Annotated in this window: 18 protein-coding genes and 1 pseudogene; 4 read left to right on the top strand and 15 right to left on the bottom strand. The window is 41.3% G+C overall.

Features of this window, described 5'->3' with window-relative positions; translation table 11 throughout:
* Positions 1 to 63: 63 nt before the first annotated feature.
* Together rplT and CO230_RS05620 are read left to right on the top strand one after the other, a co-directional pair.
* Positions 64 to 408: a 50S ribosomal protein L20 gene (rplT, locus tag CO230_RS05625; RefSeq protein WP_122027697.1), complete on the top strand. Its 345-nt coding sequence runs from the start codon at positions 64 to 66 to the stop codon at positions 406 to 408.
* An 80-nt stretch (positions 409 to 488) separates the two neighbouring features.
* Positions 489 to 1,712: a M28 family peptidase gene (locus CO230_RS05620; RefSeq protein WP_228438200.1), complete on the top strand. Its 1,224-nt coding sequence runs from the start codon at positions 489 to 491 to the stop codon at positions 1,710 to 1,712.
* 14 nt (positions 1,713 to 1,726) lie between these two features.
* Here the strand turns inward: CO230_RS05620 and hisIE are convergent, their stop codons facing one another.
* From hisIE to CO230_RS05570, 10 genes and pseudogenes are all read right to left on the bottom strand, one after another.
* Entirely contained in the window at positions 1,727 to 2,320 is a 594-nt protein-coding gene (hisIE, locus tag CO230_RS05615) for a bifunctional phosphoribosyl-AMP cyclohydrolase/phosphoribosyl-ATP diphosphatase HisIE (protein WP_122027696.1), read from the bottom strand.
* Positions 2,317 to 3,069: an imidazole glycerol phosphate synthase subunit HisF gene (hisF, locus tag CO230_RS05610; RefSeq protein WP_122027695.1), complete on the bottom strand. Its 753-nt coding sequence runs from the start codon at positions 3,067 to 3,069 to the stop codon at positions 2,317 to 2,319. The genes hisIE and hisF overlap by 4 nt, the downstream gene beginning before the upstream one ends.
* Positions 3,070 to 3,780: a 1-(5-phosphoribosyl)-5-[(5-phosphoribosylamino)methylideneamino]imidazole-4-carboxamide isomerase gene (gene hisA, locus CO230_RS05605; protein ID WP_122027694.1), complete on the bottom strand. Its 711-nt coding sequence runs from the start codon at positions 3,778 to 3,780 to the stop codon at positions 3,070 to 3,072.
* Positions 3,777 to 4,361, bottom strand: a complete 585-nt coding sequence (gene hisH / locus CO230_RS05600; protein WP_122027693.1) for an imidazole glycerol phosphate synthase subunit HisH — start codon at positions 4,359 to 4,361, stop codon at positions 3,777 to 3,779. The genes hisA and hisH overlap by 4 nt, the downstream gene beginning before the upstream one ends.
* A pseudogene (gene hisB / locus CO230_RS05595) lies at positions 4,358 to 5,451 on the bottom strand (bifunctional histidinol-phosphatase/imidazoleglycerol-phosphate dehydratase HisB). The gene hisH and the pseudogene hisB overlap by 4 nt, the downstream one beginning before the upstream one ends.
* The gene (gene hisC / locus CO230_RS05590) at positions 5,448 to 6,479 is read right to left on the bottom strand and encodes a histidinol-phosphate transaminase (RefSeq protein WP_122027692.1); all 1,032 of its coding nucleotides are present in this window, start codon (positions 6,477 to 6,479) and stop codon (positions 5,448 to 5,450) included. Before hisC ends, hisB begins: the two are co-directional and overlap by 4 nt.
* Positions 6,466 to 7,761: a histidinol dehydrogenase gene (gene hisD, locus CO230_RS05585; RefSeq protein ID WP_122027691.1), complete on the bottom strand. Its 1,296-nt coding sequence runs from the start codon at positions 7,759 to 7,761 to the stop codon at positions 6,466 to 6,468. Before hisD ends, hisC begins: the two co-directional genes overlap by 14 nt.
* A 7-nt stretch (positions 7,762 to 7,768) precedes the next feature.
* A complete protein-coding gene (hisG, locus tag CO230_RS05580; RefSeq protein ID WP_122027690.1) occupies positions 7,769 to 8,626 on the bottom strand; it encodes an ATP phosphoribosyltransferase in 858 nt (285 codons plus the stop codon).
* 541 nt (positions 8,627 to 9,167) lie between these two features.
* Positions 9,168 to 9,980 (bottom strand): 2,3,4,5-tetrahydropyridine-2,6-dicarboxylate N-succinyltransferase, encoded by an 813-nt coding sequence (locus CO230_RS05575; RefSeq protein WP_122027689.1) that lies wholly within the window; start codon positions 9,978 to 9,980, stop codon positions 9,168 to 9,170.
* Between the two features lie 35 nt (positions 9,981 to 10,015).
* On the bottom strand, positions 10,016 to 10,555 hold the full coding sequence (locus tag CO230_RS05570) for a C40 family peptidase (RefSeq protein WP_122027688.1): 540 nt from the start codon (positions 10,553 to 10,555) through the stop codon (positions 10,016 to 10,018).
* 143 nt (positions 10,556 to 10,698) lie between these two features.
* On the opposite strand from CO230_RS05570, the gene prmC reads away from it, so the two are divergent.
* Positions 10,699 to 11,547: a peptide chain release factor N(5)-glutamine methyltransferase gene (prmC, locus tag CO230_RS05565; RefSeq protein WP_122027687.1), complete on the top strand. Its 849-nt coding sequence runs from the start codon at positions 10,699 to 10,701 to the stop codon at positions 11,545 to 11,547.
* Between the two features lie 350 nt (positions 11,548 to 11,897).
* Positions 11,898 to 12,701 (top strand): HNH endonuclease, encoded by an 804-nt coding sequence (locus tag CO230_RS05560; protein WP_228438199.1) that lies wholly within the window; start codon positions 11,898 to 11,900, stop codon positions 12,699 to 12,701.
* Positions 12,702 to 12,850: 149 nt separating this feature from the next.
* On the opposite strand, the gene CO230_RS05555 is transcribed toward CO230_RS05560, so the two are convergent.
* The 5 genes from CO230_RS05555 to atpA form a co-directional block, all read right to left on the bottom strand.
* A complete protein-coding gene (locus tag CO230_RS05555; RefSeq protein WP_122027686.1) occupies positions 12,851 to 13,504 on the bottom strand; it encodes a rhomboid family intramembrane serine protease in 654 nt (217 codons plus the stop codon).
* A 44-nt stretch (positions 13,505 to 13,548) separates the two neighbouring features.
* A complete protein-coding gene (locus tag CO230_RS05550; RefSeq protein ID WP_122027685.1) occupies positions 13,549 to 13,860 on the bottom strand; it encodes an ATP-dependent Clp protease adaptor ClpS in 312 nt (103 codons plus the stop codon).
* 6 nt (positions 13,861 to 13,866) lie between these two features.
* Complete coding sequence (locus tag CO230_RS05545) at positions 13,867 to 15,225, bottom strand: hemolysin family protein (RefSeq protein WP_122027684.1); 1,359 nt, start codon at positions 15,223 to 15,225, stop codon at positions 13,867 to 13,869.
* A gap of 152 nt (positions 15,226 to 15,377) precedes the next feature.
* A complete protein-coding gene (gene atpG / locus CO230_RS05540; RefSeq protein ID WP_122027683.1) occupies positions 15,378 to 16,235 on the bottom strand; it encodes an ATP synthase F1 subunit gamma in 858 nt (285 codons plus the stop codon).
* 176 nt (positions 16,236 to 16,411) lie between these two features.
* A complete protein-coding gene (gene atpA, locus CO230_RS05535; protein ID WP_122027682.1) occupies positions 16,412 to 17,989 on the bottom strand; it encodes a F0F1 ATP synthase subunit alpha in 1,578 nt (525 codons plus the stop codon).
* Between the last annotated feature and the right edge of the window lie 7 nt (positions 17,990 to 17,996).

Raw genomic sequence — 17,996 nt, 5'->3', positions numbered from 1 at the left:
AAACGGTGCAGAAAAGTGTAATGAAATAATTTACCGCCCTTTTCAAAAAAAACAAATTTAATTATGCCAAGATCAGTAAATGCCGTAGCTTCCAGAGCTCGCAGAAAAAAAGTAATGAAGCAGGCTAAAGGTTTTTTCGGTAGAAGAAAGAACGTTTGGACTGTAGCTAAAAACGCCGTGGAAAAAGCGATGCAATATGCTTACCGCGGTAGAAAAGAGAAGAAAAGAAATTTCCGTAGCCTTTGGATCATGCGTATCAACGCGGGTGCAAGAGAACACGGGATGTCTTACTCCCAGTTTATGGGCGCTCTGAAAAGCAAAAATATCGAACTGAACAGAAAGGTTTTAGCAGATTTAGCAATGAATCACCCAGAAGCTTTCAAAGCAGTTGTAGATCAAGTAAAATAATTGTAAAATCTGTTATCAATCATTTAAAATCCTAAACATTTGTTTAGGATTTTATTTTATATTTGGAAAAATTATATTTTGTGAAAAAACTCTTTACCTGTTGTGCTGCTGTTGTATCGGCAGTAATGTTCGGTCAAACTTTTACCCAAGCCTATAAGGACCGTTCAGAACTTTTTCTACAATCTAACATCAACACTACTTTAACTGAATTTGCCGCTCTCGGTGTGAAAACGACAGGCAGTACCGCTAACAATAATGCATTCACCTGGCTAAAAAATAAATACATCAGCTATGGATATTCAACTTCTGAAATTTCGGAACATACTTTCACAAAATCTAATACGACCAGCAAAAATCTAATCGTTACAAAAACGGGAACTGTTTATCCTGATCAATATGTCATTATCTGCGGACATTATGATACGTTAAACGGACCCGGTGTTAATGATAATGGCTCCGGTACTGCGATTATTTTAGAAATTGCAAGAATTCTTGAGAATGTAGACTCTGAATATTCAATAAAATTTATTAATTTTTCCGGTGAAGAGCAAGGCCTTTGGGGAAGTACAGCGTATGTAGCCGATGTCGTTAACGCAACTACACCAAAAATGAACATCAGGCTGGTTTTTAATCTGGATGAAGTAGGTGGCGTAGCCGGACAAGTCAATAATAGAATCAACTGTGAAAAAGATGGTACCCCTACCTTACCTACTTATATGGCCACAACTTATGCGAGCTACCCAAGTTCAAACAATGCAGCTTCCAATACTTTTAACACAATCCTCATGAACTGTTTTACTCTTTACAGTAAAAACAGCTCCGGACAAACACTTATAACTCCTGTTTCCTCCTATATCGAAAGATCAGATTATATGCCTTTTGACAAAAACGGCGATGTATGCATTGGTCTTTATGAAACATTGGAAAGCACAAAACCGCATACAACAGGTGATACTTATACAAACATGGACCCTGTTTTTGTTTATAATGTGGGCAAAGGCGCCATTGCGGCATTACAACATTTTGCAGTTTCTTCTACAAATGTAACATTAGGTACGGGAACCCAAATAAAAAATGCAAAAGACAAAATCAGCCTGTTTCCTAATCCTGTTAAGGACTTTCTTTATGTAGGAGCAGATGCGAAAAATTTCGATGTTATCGTAAACGACGCGTCCGGAAAAAAAGTATTAACGGCCAAAAACAGCCAGATGCTCAATGTATCAGCCTTAGCAAAAGGGACATATTTTCTTACTGCCACCTTGGATGGCGAGACGGTGACTAAAAAGTTTATTGTAACTAAATAACCTACATCACTTTTTTATGCTCCTTTCCTACGATTATACAATACTTTTTCAACATCTTTCAGCGTAAAGGACTTAGCTTTCAGTAAAATTATAAAGTGATATAACAAATCTGCGGCTTCATTTATAAACAAGTCTGCATTATCATCTTTTGCTTCTATGATTAGTTCTACTGCCTCCTCGCCAACTTTTTGGGCTACTTTATTGATCCCTTTTTTGTAAAGCTCGTAGGTATAGGAATGGGTTTGCTGCAAATCGATTCTTTGTGAGACTGTTTCCTCCAGTTGATATAGAAATCCCTTGTCATCGCGCGCGCAAAAACAACTGAACGTCCCTGTATGACACACATTACCTGCGGGTTTCGCTAAGATCAACAAGGTGTCTGCATCGCAGTCAGCCGTTATTTTTTCGACATACAGAAAATTGCCGGACGTTTCACCTTTCAGCCAGATACGGTTTTTGCTTCGGCTGAAGAAATGAACCCTGCCCTCCGTCTTGGTAAGCTCAAAAGCTTCCATATTCATATAACCAAGCATCAATACCTGCAGGCTAACAGAATCCTGGATAATTACTGGGATCAAGCCATTACTTTTATTAAAATCTAATATCATCGGATGGGGATTTCTCTTTGTTTTAAAGTGTTCTTTAAATCATTTATATTAATTTCATTGAAATGAAAAATGCTGGCCGCCAAAGCTCCTGTCGCTTCTGTATCTGTAAAAAGCGCTGTGAAATCTTTAGCTGTCCCAGCGCCTCCAGAGGCTATTAACGGAAGATTACTGATCGCTGAAACATTTTTTAACATACGGATATCGAATCCTTTTTTAGTCCCGTCGAAATCCATTGAGGTTAGCAGAATCTCACCTGCACCAAGATCTTCCGCGGTCTTGATCCATTCGAGTGTTTTAAGTTCCGTTTTTATTTTGCCTCCACTGATGAACACGTAATCGTCTTCCCCCACCTGCTTGGTATCAACCGCCAACACGACACACTGGCTGCCAAACTGTTGGGCAAGTTCTGTAATTAGAAGGGGGTTCCTTACTGCCGCAGAGTTCACTGAAACTTTGTCCGCGCCGGCTCTCAGCAAGTTTTCAACATCATACGCAGATGAAATTCCGCCACCTACCGTAAACGGAATATCTATGGCCACACCAATTCTCTCTACCAGTTCTACAAGGGTTTTCCGCTGTTCCAACGTGGCGGTGATATCAAGAAAAACCAGTTCATCCGCGCCTTCATCTACGTATTTCTGTGCGAGCAAAATAGGGTCACCGGCAGATCTCAGGTCTTCAAACTGTACACCTTTGACTGTTTTCCCATCTTTAATATCAAGGCATGGGATTATTCGTTTCTTTAACATCTATATAAATTTTTGAAGCTGACCTAAAGTAATTTTTTGCTCGTAAAGGGCTTTTCCAATGATGACGCCGCTGCAACCGATTTTTTTCAGGGCTTCTAAATCCTGCACCGAGGAAACTCCACCGCTTGCAATAAGCTGCACTTGGGTTTTCTCTAAAATTTCTGCATATAGGTTTAATGATGGGCCGTTCAGCATGCCGTCTTTAGAAATATCGGTACATATCACCTCTTCAATTCGGGTATGTTCATAGGATTGTATAAAATCAGTCACTTCTAACTGCGAGTCTTTCAGCCAACCCGAAGTCTTAATCTTACGGTTTAGACAATCAGCGCCCAAAATAAATTTTTCAGCACCAAACTCTTCGATCCATTCAATGCAAACAGCCGGATTTTCCACTGCAATGCTTCCTAAGGTCACTTTAGCGACGCCGACACCCAGAATGAGTTCGAGGTCGTGTCTGGATTTTATGCCTCCACCAAAATCAATGATGAGATTGGTTTGTGAGGCAATTTTTTCAACGGTTTTCAGGTTTTTTACTTTACCGGCTTTGGCACCATCAAGGTCTACTACATGTAAGTACACAATACCGTTATCTTCAAAAATCTTTGCCATTTCTAATGGGTCACCATACACCGTTTGGCTGTTATAATCGCCTTTGGCTAGTCGTACGCAACGGCCATTCATGACATCAATTGCAGGGATTATTTTCATCGTTTTAGGTTTAGAAAGTTTTGTAAAACAAGTAAGCCTGCCCTGCCGGATTTTTCCGGATGAAACTGCGTGCCATAAAAATTGTTTTTATGCAAAGACGCACTGAAAGGCATAATATAATCGCAAACCGAACTCTTCTCCTCGGAAAGTTCGCAGTAATAACTGTGTACAAAATAAAAATCATCGGTCTCACTAATTCCCTGAAATAATGGCCCTTCAAGCTGCTGCAAACTGTTCCAACCCATGTGTGGCACCACCTGTATGGCGGGAAATTTCTTCACTTCTACATCAAAAATCCCAAGTCCCTTGGTCTGTCCTTCTTCAGAGGAAGCACACAAGAGTTGTTGCCCGAGACAGATCCCCAGAAAGGGTTGTTTCAGTTGTGGGATCAGAGTGTCTAAGCCCGCTGCTTGTAGTTTTTCCATGGCAGAGGAAGCCTCGCCAACACCTGGGAAAATAACTTTATCGGCGTTTCTGATGATTTGGTGATCGGCGGTAACCTGCGTTTTAAAACCGAGTTTCTTCGCTGCATTCTCTACGGATTTTACGTTTCCGGCAGCATAATCTATAATGGCGATCATAATATTCCTTTGGTGCTTGGGATTGAAAAATTTTTGCCTTCAATTTTTACGGCATCACGCAGCACTTTCGCAAATGCCTTGAAGATAGATTCTATTTTATGATGTTCGTTTTCTCCTTCACATTTAATGTTGAGATTGCATTTTGCCGTATCAGTAAAAGATTTGAAGAAGTGGAAGAACATTTCTGTCGGCATTTCCCCTATCTTCTCACGCTTGAAATCCACATCCCAAACCAGCCAGTTTCGTCCGCCAAAATCCACCGCTATCTGCGCAAGACAGTCATCCATTGGTAATGCAAATGCGTATCTTTCAACACCTTTTTTTGCGCCCAGCGCTTCATAGAATGCTGAACCAAGTACCAGCGCGGTATCTTCAATCGTGTGGTGTTCATCTACCTGCAAATCGCCCTTCACATCTACAGTCAAATCGAAGTTTCCATGGCGGCTGATTTGCTCTAGCATGTGATCGAAAAGGCCAGTCCGGTACTGATGCTGGATTTCCCGCTGCCGTCTAGATTTAATTCAATAAAAATATCGGTTTCCTTTGTTATGCGGCGAATCGCACTTTTACGTGGTTTTGATTTTAGAAACCGATAAATATCATCCCAATCTGTGGTGCACAATGCAACATCATCTACTTGGATATCCGAGATATAGATCGCCTTACAACCAAGGTTATCAGCCAGTTGTACGTCGGTCATACGGTCACCAATCACATAGGAATTCTGCAAATCATAATTTCCGTAAAGGTATTTTTGCAACATGCCGGTACGGGGTTTTCTATTAGGTGAATTATCTGCTTCAAAACTGTCATCAATCAGGATGTCGCTGAAGATAATACCTTCATTTTCAAAGGTTTTTAACATTTTTTGATGTGGGATCTCGAAGGTTTCGGTCGGAAAAGAAAGTGTTCCCAACCCGTCCTGATTGCTCACCATTACGAGTTCATAATCAAGTTGCGTGTAGATTTTCGCAAGATTCTGGATTACTTTTGGATAAAATTCCAGTTTTTCAAGCGAGTCGACCTGAAAATCTTTAGGTGGCTCAATAATCAACGTCCCGTCGCGGTCTATAAATAATACTTTTTTCATGATTTGAGGGTTGATAAAATAGCCAGTAATTTTTTATTTTCTGTTTCAGAACCGATGCTTATCCTTATGCAATTTTCAATTTTCGGATGTCTTAAACTCGTTTTAATATGATGTTCAGACAGTTTTTCATATATTTTTTCCACATCGTAAAATTTTACAAGTATAAAATTAGCATCGGAAGGATATACTTTCTCTACGATTTGTAACTGAGCCAGTTGCTTTTCAACAAACGATTTCTGCGCTAAGATTAAATGAAGTTGCTGCTTAAACGCTGCTGTTTTCTTTAATTCATTCAATGCAATCCTTTGGCTTTCAGCACTGATGTTATATGGGGGTTTCAGCCGGTTGATCAGTTGCGCGATCTCAACAGAAGCAAAACCTGCTCCCACGCGTAAACCGGCCATCGCATAAGCTTTTGAAAGTGTTTTCAGAACAATTATATTCGGAAATTCCTTTAAAAAAGTCACCGCTGAAACATTCGGAGAAAACTCAATATAAGCTTCATCAATCACTACAATGCCGGGGAAATGCTGAATATAGAATTTTAAATCATCCAAACTATTTCCTGTCGGGTTATTGGGGGAACATAGAAAAAGAATCTTTGCCTGTGATTGGCTGACCGACTGTAAATATGCATTTTGGTCTATCTGAAATTCATCATCCAACGCAATTTTACCGACCTGAACATTGTTAAAACGTGCATAAATTTCATATATGGAGAAACTGGGATCCAACATCAAAATACGGTCTGTCGCGGGCTCACAAAAAGTGCGTATCAGCAAATCAATCAGTTCATCACTGCCATTGCCCAAGAATACCTGATCCTCTGCAATCTGATTAATAGCTGCGATTTCCTTCTTAAGAAGTTCATGTTTCGCATCAGGATAACGGTTAAAATCACCAAACGGACTTTCATTGGCATCCAAATACATACGTTCGGTACCCAAGACGGCCGGTCGGTTAATCTCATATACCGGCATATTTTTAAGGTGCGGACGAATAAAGTCCTGAAGTTTAAATTCCATCATTTACATATTTTAACCGTACAGAAACCGCGTTTTTGTGTGCATCCAAACCTTCTGCGGCAGCCATTATCTCAACTGCTTCACCTAAGTTTTGTAAGCCGGCACGGGTAATCTGCTGCACGGTAATTTTTTTCTGAAAACTCTCCAACGATACGCCACTGTAATTTTTTGCAAAACCATTGGTCGGTAATGTATGATTGGTTCCGCTGGCGTAATCACCAGCCGATTCTGGCGTATAATTTCCTAAGAACACCGAACCAGCATTGTCAATTTCCGGCAAAAGGTCCTCGGCATGTTCCACTGCTAAAATCAAATGTTCCGGTGCGTATAAATTACTGAACTGAATGGCTTCTTCTACTGTATTGAGCAATATAAAACGGCTCTTCTTAAGCGCTTCGGCAGCGGTTTCCCTACGTGGCAATGCTTGAAGTTGCAATGCTAACGCTGCCATTGTTTGTTTGAAAACCTGTTCATCGGTAGCGACAAAAATCCCCTGAGAATCTGTGCCATGTTCTGCCTGCGCAAGCAAATCAGCCGCACAGAACGCCGGAACCGCCGATTGATCTGCGATGACAAGCACTTCGCTAGGACCTGCCGGCAAATCAATGGCAACTCCAAACTCCTGCGCCATTTGTTTAGCTTGGGTTACGTATTGATTGCCTGGCCCGAAGATTTTATCCACTTTAGGGACAGCCGATGTACCAACTGTTAAAGCAGCAATGGCCTGCGCTCCGCCAACTTTATACACTTCGGTAACGCCGCAAAGTTGCGCTGCGTATAGAATGGCCTCGTGTACATTGCCATTTTCCTGCGGTGGCGTACATAAAATGATTTTTCTGCAACCTGCAATCTTTGCTGGTACCGCTAACATCAAAACGGTGGAAAAAAGGGGCGCTGAGCCACCCGGAATATACAACCCCACATTGGCTATGGCTCTGCTTTCTCGCCAGCATACCACACCAGAGGTGGTTTCAACTTTCTGGAAATCTTCGATTTGGGCTGTGTGAAATTTCTCGATATTGTCTTTTGCCTGTTGGATGGCTTTCTTTAAATCTTCAGGGATTTTTTCGCAAGCCGATTGGATTTCGGCAGCAGAAACCTTCAATTCATCGAGGATGATGCCATCAAACTTCTGGGTGAGTTCTTTTAACGCCAAATCGCCTTCCTGAGATACTTTTTGAAAGATCGTGGCTACATCAGATCTTAAATCTTTGGCTTCTAAAACTGGTCGGGAAGTCAGTTCTCTCCAGTTTTCTTTCGCAGGATATTTGAATATATTTTCCATGTTGCTATTAAAAAACCATTTTTTCAATCGGAATTACCAAAATTCCCTCTGCGCCTAATTTCTTCAATTGATCGATAATCTGCCAAAACTCATTTTCTTTGACTACGGAGTGAATGCTGCTCCAACCGCTATCTGCCAACGGCAGGATGGTAGGCGATTTCATGCCTGGAAGCAGTTCTGTAATGGATTTGATGGCTGAGTTGGGTGCGTTCAACAGAATGTATTTATTTTCACGCGAGTTGAGTACAGCCTGAATACGGAACAGCAGCGCGTCAAGAATCTCTGCAACTTCCGGCTGTAATGTGTTGTTAGAGATCATTACGGCTTCGCTTTGTAAGATTTCTTCCACTTCCGTAAGTCCATTATGCAAAAGTGTACTGCCAGAACTTACCAAATCGGCCACCGCATCGGCCAGGCCGATGCTCGGCGCAATCTCCACACTGCCAGAAATTTCTACGACTTGTGCCTCAATCTGTTTTTTCTTAAGAAAATCTGAAACAATATTCGGGTATGAGGTAGCAATTTTCTTCTGACTGAAAAATTGGATCCCGGTGTATTGCGCTTCTTTAGGAACAGCGAGTGAAAGGCGGCAATTGGCAAAACCAAGACGGCGGATTACGCTTACCTTCCGTTTTTGCTCCAGCACTTCGTTTTCCCCGATGATGCCGATATCTACGATGCCGTTTTCAACATATTTTGGGATATCATCATCGCGAAGGAAAAGAATTTCGAGTGGGAAATTGGTGGCGGTATTTTTTAATTTACTTTTAAAATCCGGGAGTTTTATTCCGCATTCCGAAAGAATCCCGAGGGATTTTTCGCTTAAACGTCCGCTTTTTTGAAGGGCAATTTTCAGGGTGTTCATACTTTTTAGGGAAGAATTAGTCTGAACAGTGCTGAATTTCTAGAATAAAAAAAACCGTCATTGTTCAGACGGTTTTTAATTATTAAGATTTTACTTTAGGCCATAATTAATCAACTCGTCTTTCGATGAGATGATGATGATGGATTAAAGAAAATACGTTTTTCATGATGTTTTGATGTCGCAAAGATAAGTGATAATTTTTTGAAGCCACAACAAAAAATTCAATAAAATCCATATATCACTGATTTACAATGCGTAAAATTAAAGTTGGTGGCGGATTTTAATTTTTACAAGGAATCGTAAGTAAAAGTTTCTACAATGAATTATTAGATTTCAGTAAACTGCTATCCTCTGTGTTGTATCTTGTACTTTTGATTCAATCTTTACTTTTACCTAGTATAAATGTGATACTGATGCAATAAAAAAACCTGAACATCTAATCATCTTTTGAGATAATATGGATGTTCAGGACTTGTTATATTTTATTCCAGATTCAATGACAGTTCTGGAAAAAGTTATTGGTTTTTGATGACCAAAGACATTACACGGCTACATTGTTTTCTCTAAGAGCATCGTTCAGTGAGGTCTTTTTGTCGGTAGATTCTTTTCTTTTACCGATGATCAACGCACACGGAACTTGATATTCGCCTGCCGGGAAATGCTTGGTGTAGCTACCCGGAATCACCACTGAGCGCGCAGGCACACGACCTTTGATTTCTACAGGATCGTCACCGGTGACATCAATAATTTTTGTTGAAGCGGTAAGCACCACGTTTGCACCTAGCACGGCTTCTTTTTCTACATGTACACCTTCCACTACGATGCATCTTGAACCTACGAATACGTTGTCTTCAATAATAACAGGTGCCGCCTGCAATGGCTCTAACACGCCGCCAATGCCTACTCCACCGCTTAAGTGTACGTCTTTACCGATCTGTGCACAGCTGCCTACGGTAGCCCAAGTATCCACCATGGTTCCGGAATCCACGTACGCGCCAATGTTTACATAAGAAGGCATCAGAATTACGCCTGGCGCAATATACGCACCTTCCCGCGCCACAGCATGTGGTACCACGCGAACGCCTTTTTCAGCGTAGTTTCTTTTCAGAGGCATCTTGTCGTGAAACTCGAACGGTCCCACCTCGATGGTTTCCATTTTTTGAATCGGGAAATACATCACCACGGCTTTTTTCACCCATTCATTTACCTTCCACCCTTTTTCGGCAGGTTCAGCAACGCGCAATTCCCCAAGATCGAGCTGGCGAATCACCTCGCGGATGGCCTGCTGGCTGTCTTCATTTTGCAAAAGATCCCGATTGTCCCAAATATTCTCAATGGTTTGCTGTAACATCATAATTAGTAAAGTTAATTTTTATTCAGATGGCAAATTTACAAAACTCTTCGTGCGAAAAGGTAAGCCTGGTTCCAGTATTTTTCATTTAAGGAAGAAATAATCACCCCTTTTGAAGTAGAGGCATGGATGAACTTCACTTCCCCATCTGTACCAATATCGTGCACGATTCCTACATGTGAAACTCTGTTACCGCCGGCAGTAGCAAAGAACACTAAATCCCCGGGTTTGGTATCGCGGATATGTATTTCGCGACCGGTGTTTGATTGATCTTCCGAACGCCGGGGCAGCTTGGTGTTGTTTTCATCAAAAACCTTCATCACCAAACCCGAACAATCGAAGCCTACTGAAGTATTGCCGGCATATTTGTAAGGCGCACCAAGGTATTTCTGCGCATCGCGAATGATTTCTTGGATTTCAGCGTTTACCCTGCCCGAAAAATTAGATTCCAGACGTTTTAGTTCAGTTGACCTTGGGACGGATTTGGTAGGTACACTGCGTTTTACTACCACAGGTTTCGATGTACCACAAGAAACTACAAACAGCAGTAGCAGTGCTGCCAGAAGAGCGTTTTTCATGTTTGTTAAGAAGTGATGTCCAAAATTAGTAAAATTATTCGTGTCGTCCATATTCAAAGGCATCTATAAAAGTTCTTATAACGTTGAATTTTATATTTTAGGTATAAAGTTTTACCTTTAAAAAATAATTCAGACTGATCCCCATGACACTGCAGGAAATTAAAAATCTTTACAAATCAATTCTTTCAGAACGATATTCTGATACTGAAACCAACACTTTGTTTACCTTGCTGGCCGAAGAAATCTTAAAGGTAAATCCTGTGAGGCAAAGGCAAATGTTACATGATGAACTTGCCGAAGAAACTGAACGGCAGTTTACAAATTACCTTTCGAAACTTGAAACTGGCCAGCCATACCAGCAAGTCATCGGGAAAACTGAGTTCTACGGTCTTCAATTTTTTGTAAATGAACACGTACTGATTCCCAGACCTGAAACGGAAGAACTTCTGGAGATCGCCATTTCTAAAATCGAAGACTCCTTCGGTAATCGCAACATTAGAATTCTGGATATTGGCACTGGCAGCGGCGTGATTCCCATCGTACTGAAAAAACATTTCCCGGAGGCCGAAATCACCTCTATCGATTACTCTGAGGCAGCTCTTGAAGTCGCCCGTAGAAATGCCACACAACACCAAACCCAAATCCGTTTTAAACATCAGGATTACTTGAACACTGAACTGGACGAATGTTACGAGGTCATCATCAGTAATCCGCCTTATATTGGCTTAGATGAAAAGGAAGAAATCTCAGTGACGGTAAAAAATTTCGAACCACTGATGGCGTTATTTTCCCCTACCGAAAACCCTTTGGTTTTTTACGAGAAAATCGCGGGCGATGCGCTAGAACATCTTGCTGAACATGGCCTTGTTCTGCTAGAGATAAACCAGAAATTAGGCCACCAAACCCTCGACCTTTTTATTCATTCATTCTCGGAGGCACATTTGGTACAAGATATTTCGGATAACGACCGCTTTATCATCGGTAAGAAATGAGGAGGGCGCGAGCGAAGCGAGCGTCAAAAAAGAATTATGTCTCACATAATGGGCTGTTTTGTTTTTTTTTAATACCTTTGATAGACCATTCAGTCAGTAATTTAACCACACGACTTTAGCTGATTGAAAATCAAATAATTATTCACAGAAGTGAATCGTATCACATTCATTTTAATGAATTTCAGCAGGTGCAAATGATAAAGGACTGTTCTTTATATTCTTGCTGATTTGTGATGATGATTTATGATGTCAAAAAAACACAGGATGAAAATGCAGTGGCGCGAGCGAAGCGAGCGGCAATACGCCATAATTTTTTGAGCAGCCATTTTTAATCAAAAAAATCAACTATTTTGACAGCAATTAGAATGAATGAAAAAGGAGAAGAAGTTTGGAAGCAGGTAGCATTTGATTTTGACTTTACAAATGATTTCCGGCTTGAAGTCTCGAATCTCGGTCAGGTAAGAACGTTTAATAAAGTTGCCGAAGGCAGGATATTAAAAGGCTCGATGACCGAGGGTTATAAAGTGATTCGCCTGAAACTTTACAGACACCGCGACGAGAAAGACCAAGTGAAGTTCGATGAGCTTAAAAAAGAAATCTCTGAACTCCACAAGATCCGCAGAAACAAAATCAGGAAGTTGGATCACCCTGAAAGTGTAGAACGTATTACCCAACTGATCCAGAAAAAGAAGGCATCCTTAAGCAAAAGGCTCCTCACGAACCTGAAAAAACGTACCATCAATCATCATTTTATGGTACACCGCCTCGTAGCGACTTATTTTTTACCACCACCAACCGAAGGTCAGATTATTGTGACCCATTTGGATTATGATAAAACCAACAATGTGGTGACAAACCTTAAATGGATGACTCAGGAAGAACACCAATTGCATCAAAGTGCGAACCCTAAAATAATTGCCCTGAAAAAATATCGTAAGTACATGCAAAAACCCCGTACGAAAGGCATGAAGCTTACGTCTTCTCAGGTGATCCACATCAAGTTGCTATTACGGCGTAAAAAAACCTCGAAGCAGATCGCGAAACAGTTTAATATTTCGGAGATGCAGGTGTGGCGGATCAAAAGTGGTGAAAACTGGGCTAATGTACAAATACCGGATGCCGACCAGCTGAAGTATGAAAAGGGAAATCAGTGATTTCCCTTTTTTTATGGATCGGAAAATCGGTCTTTGGTTATAGCCCCGATGGAAGCGGCATCCTGTTGCGCAGCCGAGCGAAGCAACAGATATAGCGGACAGCGGGACCTATTTGCAATGGAAAAACCGCTTGTGAAGCTACTAAAAAATTACCCGATTTTCTTTTTCACGAAAACCATATACGCCATATAAATAAGCGGAAGGGCCATGATGAGTAGGTAGATGGAATTCTGAATCGCGCGTTCTGGCTGAAGGGCCACTGCATACAGCAAACCGAAAAACGCCCCTCCTAAGTGGGCGGCATGCCCGATATTATCGTTTTCATGCGGGTTCAGCATCATATAAACCGAATACGCAAAATACAGCAATCCGAACACATAGCCGGTAATTGGGATGACAAAGAATAAATAGAGCGTCAGGTCGGGCAACATTGCAATGGAGGCAAACAAAATCCCTGAAACCCCACCACTCGCTCCGATTGCGGAATACCAAGCTTGATTTTTGTATAAATAAAGCGAAAACAAATTACCGAACAATATGGAACAAAAATAAATGAGTAAAAATCCGAAAGCTCCAAAAACCTGAATGACAATGGGACCAAAGAAATAAAGCGTCATCATATTGAACAGCAAGTGCACCATGTCGCCATGGAGGAAGCCGGCCGAGATAAGCCGCACATACTCTTTATCCCGCAAAATTGAACGCACATTGAACTTGTATTTTTCGAACAGCGCGTGATTGCTAAAGGCAAGATAACTGATAATGGATGTTGCAGCAATGATTATTAATAAAATAGGACTCATATATCGTAACTAAATAAAAAGTTCCAGCAGCGCCGAAACTTTGTTTATACAATTTCCGAAGTTAAACTGCGGGCTATAAGTTTCTCGTGCATGGGCTTCAGCAGATCCAGGCTACCGGTTTTTACGGTACATTTGCCTTTGTAATGTACCAAGATGGTACATTGTTCTGCCTGTTCGAGTGTGTGCCCGCAAACTTCGATAAGCGACTCGATGACAAAATCAAAGGTATTTACATCATCATTCCATAATACGAGTTTATATACTTCATCTTCTTCATTCAGCAATGCGATTTCCTCTTCGTACTCCCTTTGTGGGCTTTCGTAACCTTTTAAGTGGCAAAGCGTTCTGTCTTTCATCGTTCCTTACATTTCAGTGATCTCGTCGGCTAACTCGCTAAGAAGGCTTGGCTCTATGTAGGTAAGCTCTACCAAATCAACACTCTTATTCTGCATTTTGAGGATTTTCACTTTATAATCATTGACTACAAACTCCTGGTTCTCCTCAGGGATGTCTTCTAACTCATGAAGAATAAAACCTGCGAGTGTATTATATTCCCCATCTTCTGAAAGCGGGAATATTTTCGGCAGATGCTCATTTATCTCATCAAGGTTTTGTGTCGCCTGTACCCAGAATACATTTTCCCCGATTTTATCTACGATTTTATCCTCGTCATCTTCTTCATCCTGAATTTCACCTACTAACTCCTCCAGAATATCTTCTAAGGTAATGATTCCTTCCGTACCACCGAATTCATCAATAACTACGGCCAAATGCTGCTTTTTATGTTGGAAAACCTTCAGCAAGTCAGATATTTTTTTGCTTCCAACCACAAAGAAGGCTTCGCGCATAAGCTCGGTAAGAGTTTCATGCGTAATGTCGCCCTTGCGGCGAATATATTCGCGGATGATTTCTTTGGCGTAGAAAATACCGATGATATTATCAATAGAACCTTTATAGGCCGGGATTCGGGAGTAGCCACTATCCATGATTTTACTGATGATGTCCTCTACAGGTGCTTCAATATCAATGGAAGCGATGTTCTGCCGTGGTACCATGATCTGCTTGGCAGAATGATCGGTAAAATCAAATGCGTTTTTAATGATCTCGTAGTTTTCTTCCTCAATCTCGCCACTGTCCGCAGACTGCTTTACAAGTAGCTGAAGTTCCTCCGTGGAATGTATTTCATGTTCCGAAGCGGGATGAATTTTCATTAATCTTAAAACGCCGTTCGACATCTGATTCATCGTCCAGATAAACGGTTTGAAGACGGTATAGAAAACCCTCAACGGTACAGAAATGACCATGGTGGTGGCTTCTGCCTTCCGGATCGCGATGGATTTCGGGATTAACTCTCCCATCACAATGTGCATCACGGTAATCAACAGGAAACTTAATACCAATGATACGGTAGTTACTGTAGCCTGATCTATCGAAAAATTGAAATAATGGAATATGTTTTCAATGACATGGTGCATCGCACTTTCCCCTACCCAACCAAGCGCAAGTGAAGCTAATGTGATCCCTAACTGCGTGGCAGAAAGATATTCATCGAGATGTTTGATGATATGCTCGGCCTGCTTGGCCATCGAGTTACCTTCGGCAGCTTTGAGCTGAATTTGGGAGTAACGAACCTTAACGATTGAGAATTCTGCGGCTACGAAAAAACCATTGAGTAATACTAAGAATAAAGCCAGTAAAAGCTTGACGACGTCTGAGTCCATTTAATTTTTTAAAAATAATTCCTACAAATATATATAAAAAATAAATAACGCCGGGGAAACGATCCGCCATCCAAATGCATCAATATTGCGCGGTTAGCACAAAAAAAGCACCGGTAAAACCGATGCTTATATAAATTTGTTTATTGAAATTTTTACGAATTTTTAAGGGCTTCTGCGCCGGATACAATTTCAAGAATCTCATTTGTAATCGCAGCCTGCCGCGCTTTGTTGTAGAAAATCTTGAGTTCGTTTCGCAGTGCTTCGGCATTGTCGGTAGCCTTGTGCATAGCCGTCATCCTGGCGCCGTGCTCAGATGCAATAGAATCGAGAATTGCTTTGTAAGCCTGTGTTTTGATCGATTTTGGAATCAGAACATTCAGGATGTCGGCCGCATTTGGTTCGAAAAGGTAGTCTGTATTCGCAGATCCTTCTTTTTCCGCCATCTTTATCGGCAATACCTGCTCAAGCTGAACTTCCTGCGTTGCGGCGTTGATAAATTTGTTATAAACAACAAATACTTTATCGAATTTACCCTCACGGTAATCACGCATCACATTCTCCATGAAATTTGATACTACCTGGAAACTCATGCCATCGAAGATCGCACTTTGGTTATCATACACGGTACGCGTTTTGCGAACTGCATCGAACACTTTTTTCCCAACGGCTAAAATTTCAACTTCGTGCGGCGTATTGCTAAGCGCGCTGTTCAGCTCTTTGATTACCGAAGAGTTGAATGCCCCAGCAAGACCTTTGTTTGAAGTAACTACGATGAAAAGAACCTTTTGCACTTCTCTTTCCTCAGTAAATGTGGAGATCCCTTCAAGATCCGTCGTGGAACTTACATTTTCAATAATTTCCTGCAACTTCTCCGAGTAAGGTCTCAGCATTACGATCGCGTCTGTAGCTTTCTTCAGCTTAGCTGCAGAAACCATTTTCATCGCGCTGGTGATTTGCATCGTAGAAGAGATGGAAGTAATTCTACCCCGTATTTCCTTTAAGTTTGCCATTATTTAATTTGAAAATTTGAAAATTGGATAATTTGAGAATGAAGCCTTACGACTTTAGCTGTAATAATTTAGCTTTAAAAATTTAGCTTTAAAAATTTAAAAATAAAAGAATGAAACGTTGTGCTGCATAATTAAATTTTCAAATTAATTAATTCTCAAATTACCTAATTATCTAATTAATTATATTTTGAAGCCAATTCTGTAGCTGCCTGCTTCAGAACGCCTGTAATATTATCGTCGATCTTTCCAGCCTTGATCGCTGCCATCGTATCAGGATGCTTTGATCTCAGGAATTCCACATATTCTTTTTGGAATTCTTTTACCTTTCTGATTGGGATATTTCTCATCAGGTTTTCTGTACCTGCATAAATCATCGCTACCTGAGAATCTACAGGAAGTGGTGAGTTTACCGGCTGCTTAAGAAGCTCTACGTTTCTCTCACCTTTAGAAATTACACCTTGCGTAGAAGCATCAAGATCGGAACCGAATTTAGCAAATGCCTCAAGTTCTTTGTACTGAGCCTGATCTAGTTTCAATGTACCTGAAACCTTCTTCATCGACTTGATCTGCGCGTTACCTCCTACACGTGATACAGAGATACCTACGTTGATCGCCGGACGTACACCTGAGTTAAATAAGTCTGATTCAAGGAAGATCTGCCCGTCCGTAATCGAAATTACGTTCGTTGGGATGTATGCAGAAACGTCACCAGCCTGAGTTTCGATAATAGGAAGCGCAGTAAGTGAACCGCCACCTTTTACGATAGGTCTCAAAGAATCCGGAAGATCGTTCATTTGCGCAGCGATAGTATCATCAGCGATTACTTTTGCAGAACGCTCCAATAATCTGGAGTGAAGGTAGAACACGTCACCTGGATAAGCCTCACGGCCCGGTGGTCTTCTAAGAAGAAGTGAAAGTTCACGGTATGCTACGGCCTGCTTGGATAAATCATCATAAATAATCAATGCAGGACGACCTGTGTCACGGAAATACTCACCGATTGCAGCTCCGGCCATCGGCGCGTAAACCTGCATTGGTGAAGGGTCAGAAGCGTTAGCGGTTACAACCACAGTGTAAGCCATTGCGCCTTTATCTTCAAGTGTTTTCACGATTTGTGCTACGGTAGAAGCTTTCTGACCTACTGCAACGTAGATACAGTAAACCGGTTGCCCAGCATCGTAAAATTCTCTTTGGTTTAGGATGGTGTCAATAGCCACGGTCGTTTTACCTGTCTGACGGTCACCGATGATCAATTCACGCTGACCTCTACCAACAGGGATCATGGAATCGATTGCTACGATACCAGTCTGAAGTGGTTCTGTAACCGGCTGACGGAAAATTACACCCGGTGCTTTTCTTTCGAGTGGCATTTCGTATAAATCTCCGGCGATAGGTCCTTTACCATCAATTGGGTTCCCCAGGGTATCAACTACACGTCCCAACATACCTTCACCTACGTTGATCGATGAAATTCTTTTGGTTCGGTTCACCGTATCACCTTCTTTAACCTGCTTAGACTCACCAAGAAGTGCAACCCCTACGTTGTCTTCAGCAAGATTTAGAACGATTCCTTCAATGCCGCTTTCGAATTTTACCAATTCACCGTACTGAACATTTTCTAAACCGTACACTAAAGCGATCCCATCACTGATGGTCAATACAGTACCTACTTCTTCCACATTAGACTGGGTGTCGAAGTTAGCCAACTGCTGTTTAAGAATTGCAGATACTTCTGCCGGATTTATTTCTGCCATTTTATGG

Origin of the sequence: Chryseobacterium sp. 6424 (assembly GCF_003692615.1) — a bacterium.
Lineage (GTDB): Bacteria > Bacteroidota > Bacteroidia > Flavobacteriales > Weeksellaceae > Kaistella.
The sequence above is the reverse complement of the archived record's forward strand: the minus strand, read 5'-3'. Positions and strand labels throughout refer to the sequence as shown.

What these genes read in the sequence shown, in the direction of transcription:
- hisG (WP_122027690.1), bottom strand. Translation starts at nt 8,626, where the DNA reads ATGAACACCCTGAAAATTGCCCTTCAAAAAAGCGGACGTTTAAGCGAA.
- hisD (WP_122027691.1), bottom strand. Translation starts at nt 7,761, where the DNA reads ATGGAAAATATATTCAAATATCCTGCGAAAGAAAACTGGAGAGAACTG.
- rplT (WP_122027697.1), top strand. Translation starts at nt 64, where the DNA reads ATGCCAAGATCAGTAAATGCCGTAGCTTCCAGAGCTCGCAGAAAAAAA.
- CO230_RS05575 (WP_122027689.1), bottom strand. Translation starts at nt 9,980, where the DNA reads ATGATGTTACAGCAAACCATTGAGAATATTTGGGACAATCGGGATCTT.
- CO230_RS05545 (WP_122027684.1), bottom strand. Translation starts at nt 15,225, where the DNA reads ATGGACTCAGACGTCGTCAAGCTTTTACTGGCTTTATTCTTAGTATTA.
- atpG (WP_122027683.1), bottom strand. Translation starts at nt 16,235, where the DNA reads ATGGCAAACTTAAAGGAAATACGGGGTAGAATTACTTCCATCTCTTCT.
- prmC (WP_122027687.1), top strand. Translation starts at nt 10,699, where the DNA reads ATGACACTGCAGGAAATTAAAAATCTTTACAAATCAATTCTTTCAGAA.
- hisIE (WP_122027696.1), bottom strand. Translation starts at nt 2,320, where the DNA reads ATGATATTAGATTTTAATAAAAGTAATGGCTTGATCCCAGTAATTATC.
- CO230_RS05550 (WP_122027685.1), bottom strand. Translation starts at nt 13,860, where the DNA reads ATGAAAGACAGAACGCTTTGCCACTTAAAAGGTTACGAAAGCCCACAA.
- CO230_RS05555 (WP_122027686.1), bottom strand. Translation starts at nt 13,504, where the DNA reads ATGAGTCCTATTTTATTAATAATCATTGCTGCAACATCCATTATCAGT.
- hisF (WP_122027695.1), bottom strand. Translation starts at nt 3,069, where the DNA reads ATGTTAAAGAAACGAATAATCCCATGCCTTGATATTAAAGATGGGAAA.
- hisH (WP_122027693.1), bottom strand. Translation starts at nt 4,361, where the DNA reads ATGATCGCCATTATAGATTATGCTGCCGGAAACGTAAAATCCGTAGAG.
- atpA (WP_122027682.1), bottom strand. Translation starts at nt 17,989, where the DNA reads ATGGCAGAAATAAATCCGGCAGAAGTATCTGCAATTCTTAAACAGCAG.
- hisA (WP_122027694.1), bottom strand. Translation starts at nt 3,780, where the DNA reads ATGAAAATAATCCCTGCAATTGATGTCATGAATGGCCGTTGCGTACGA.
- hisC (WP_122027692.1), bottom strand. Translation starts at nt 6,479, where the DNA reads ATGATGGAATTTAAACTTCAGGACTTTATTCGTCCGCACCTTAAAAAT.
- CO230_RS05570 (WP_122027688.1), bottom strand. Translation starts at nt 10,555, where the DNA reads ATGAAAAACGCTCTTCTGGCAGCACTGCTACTGCTGTTTGTAGTTTCT.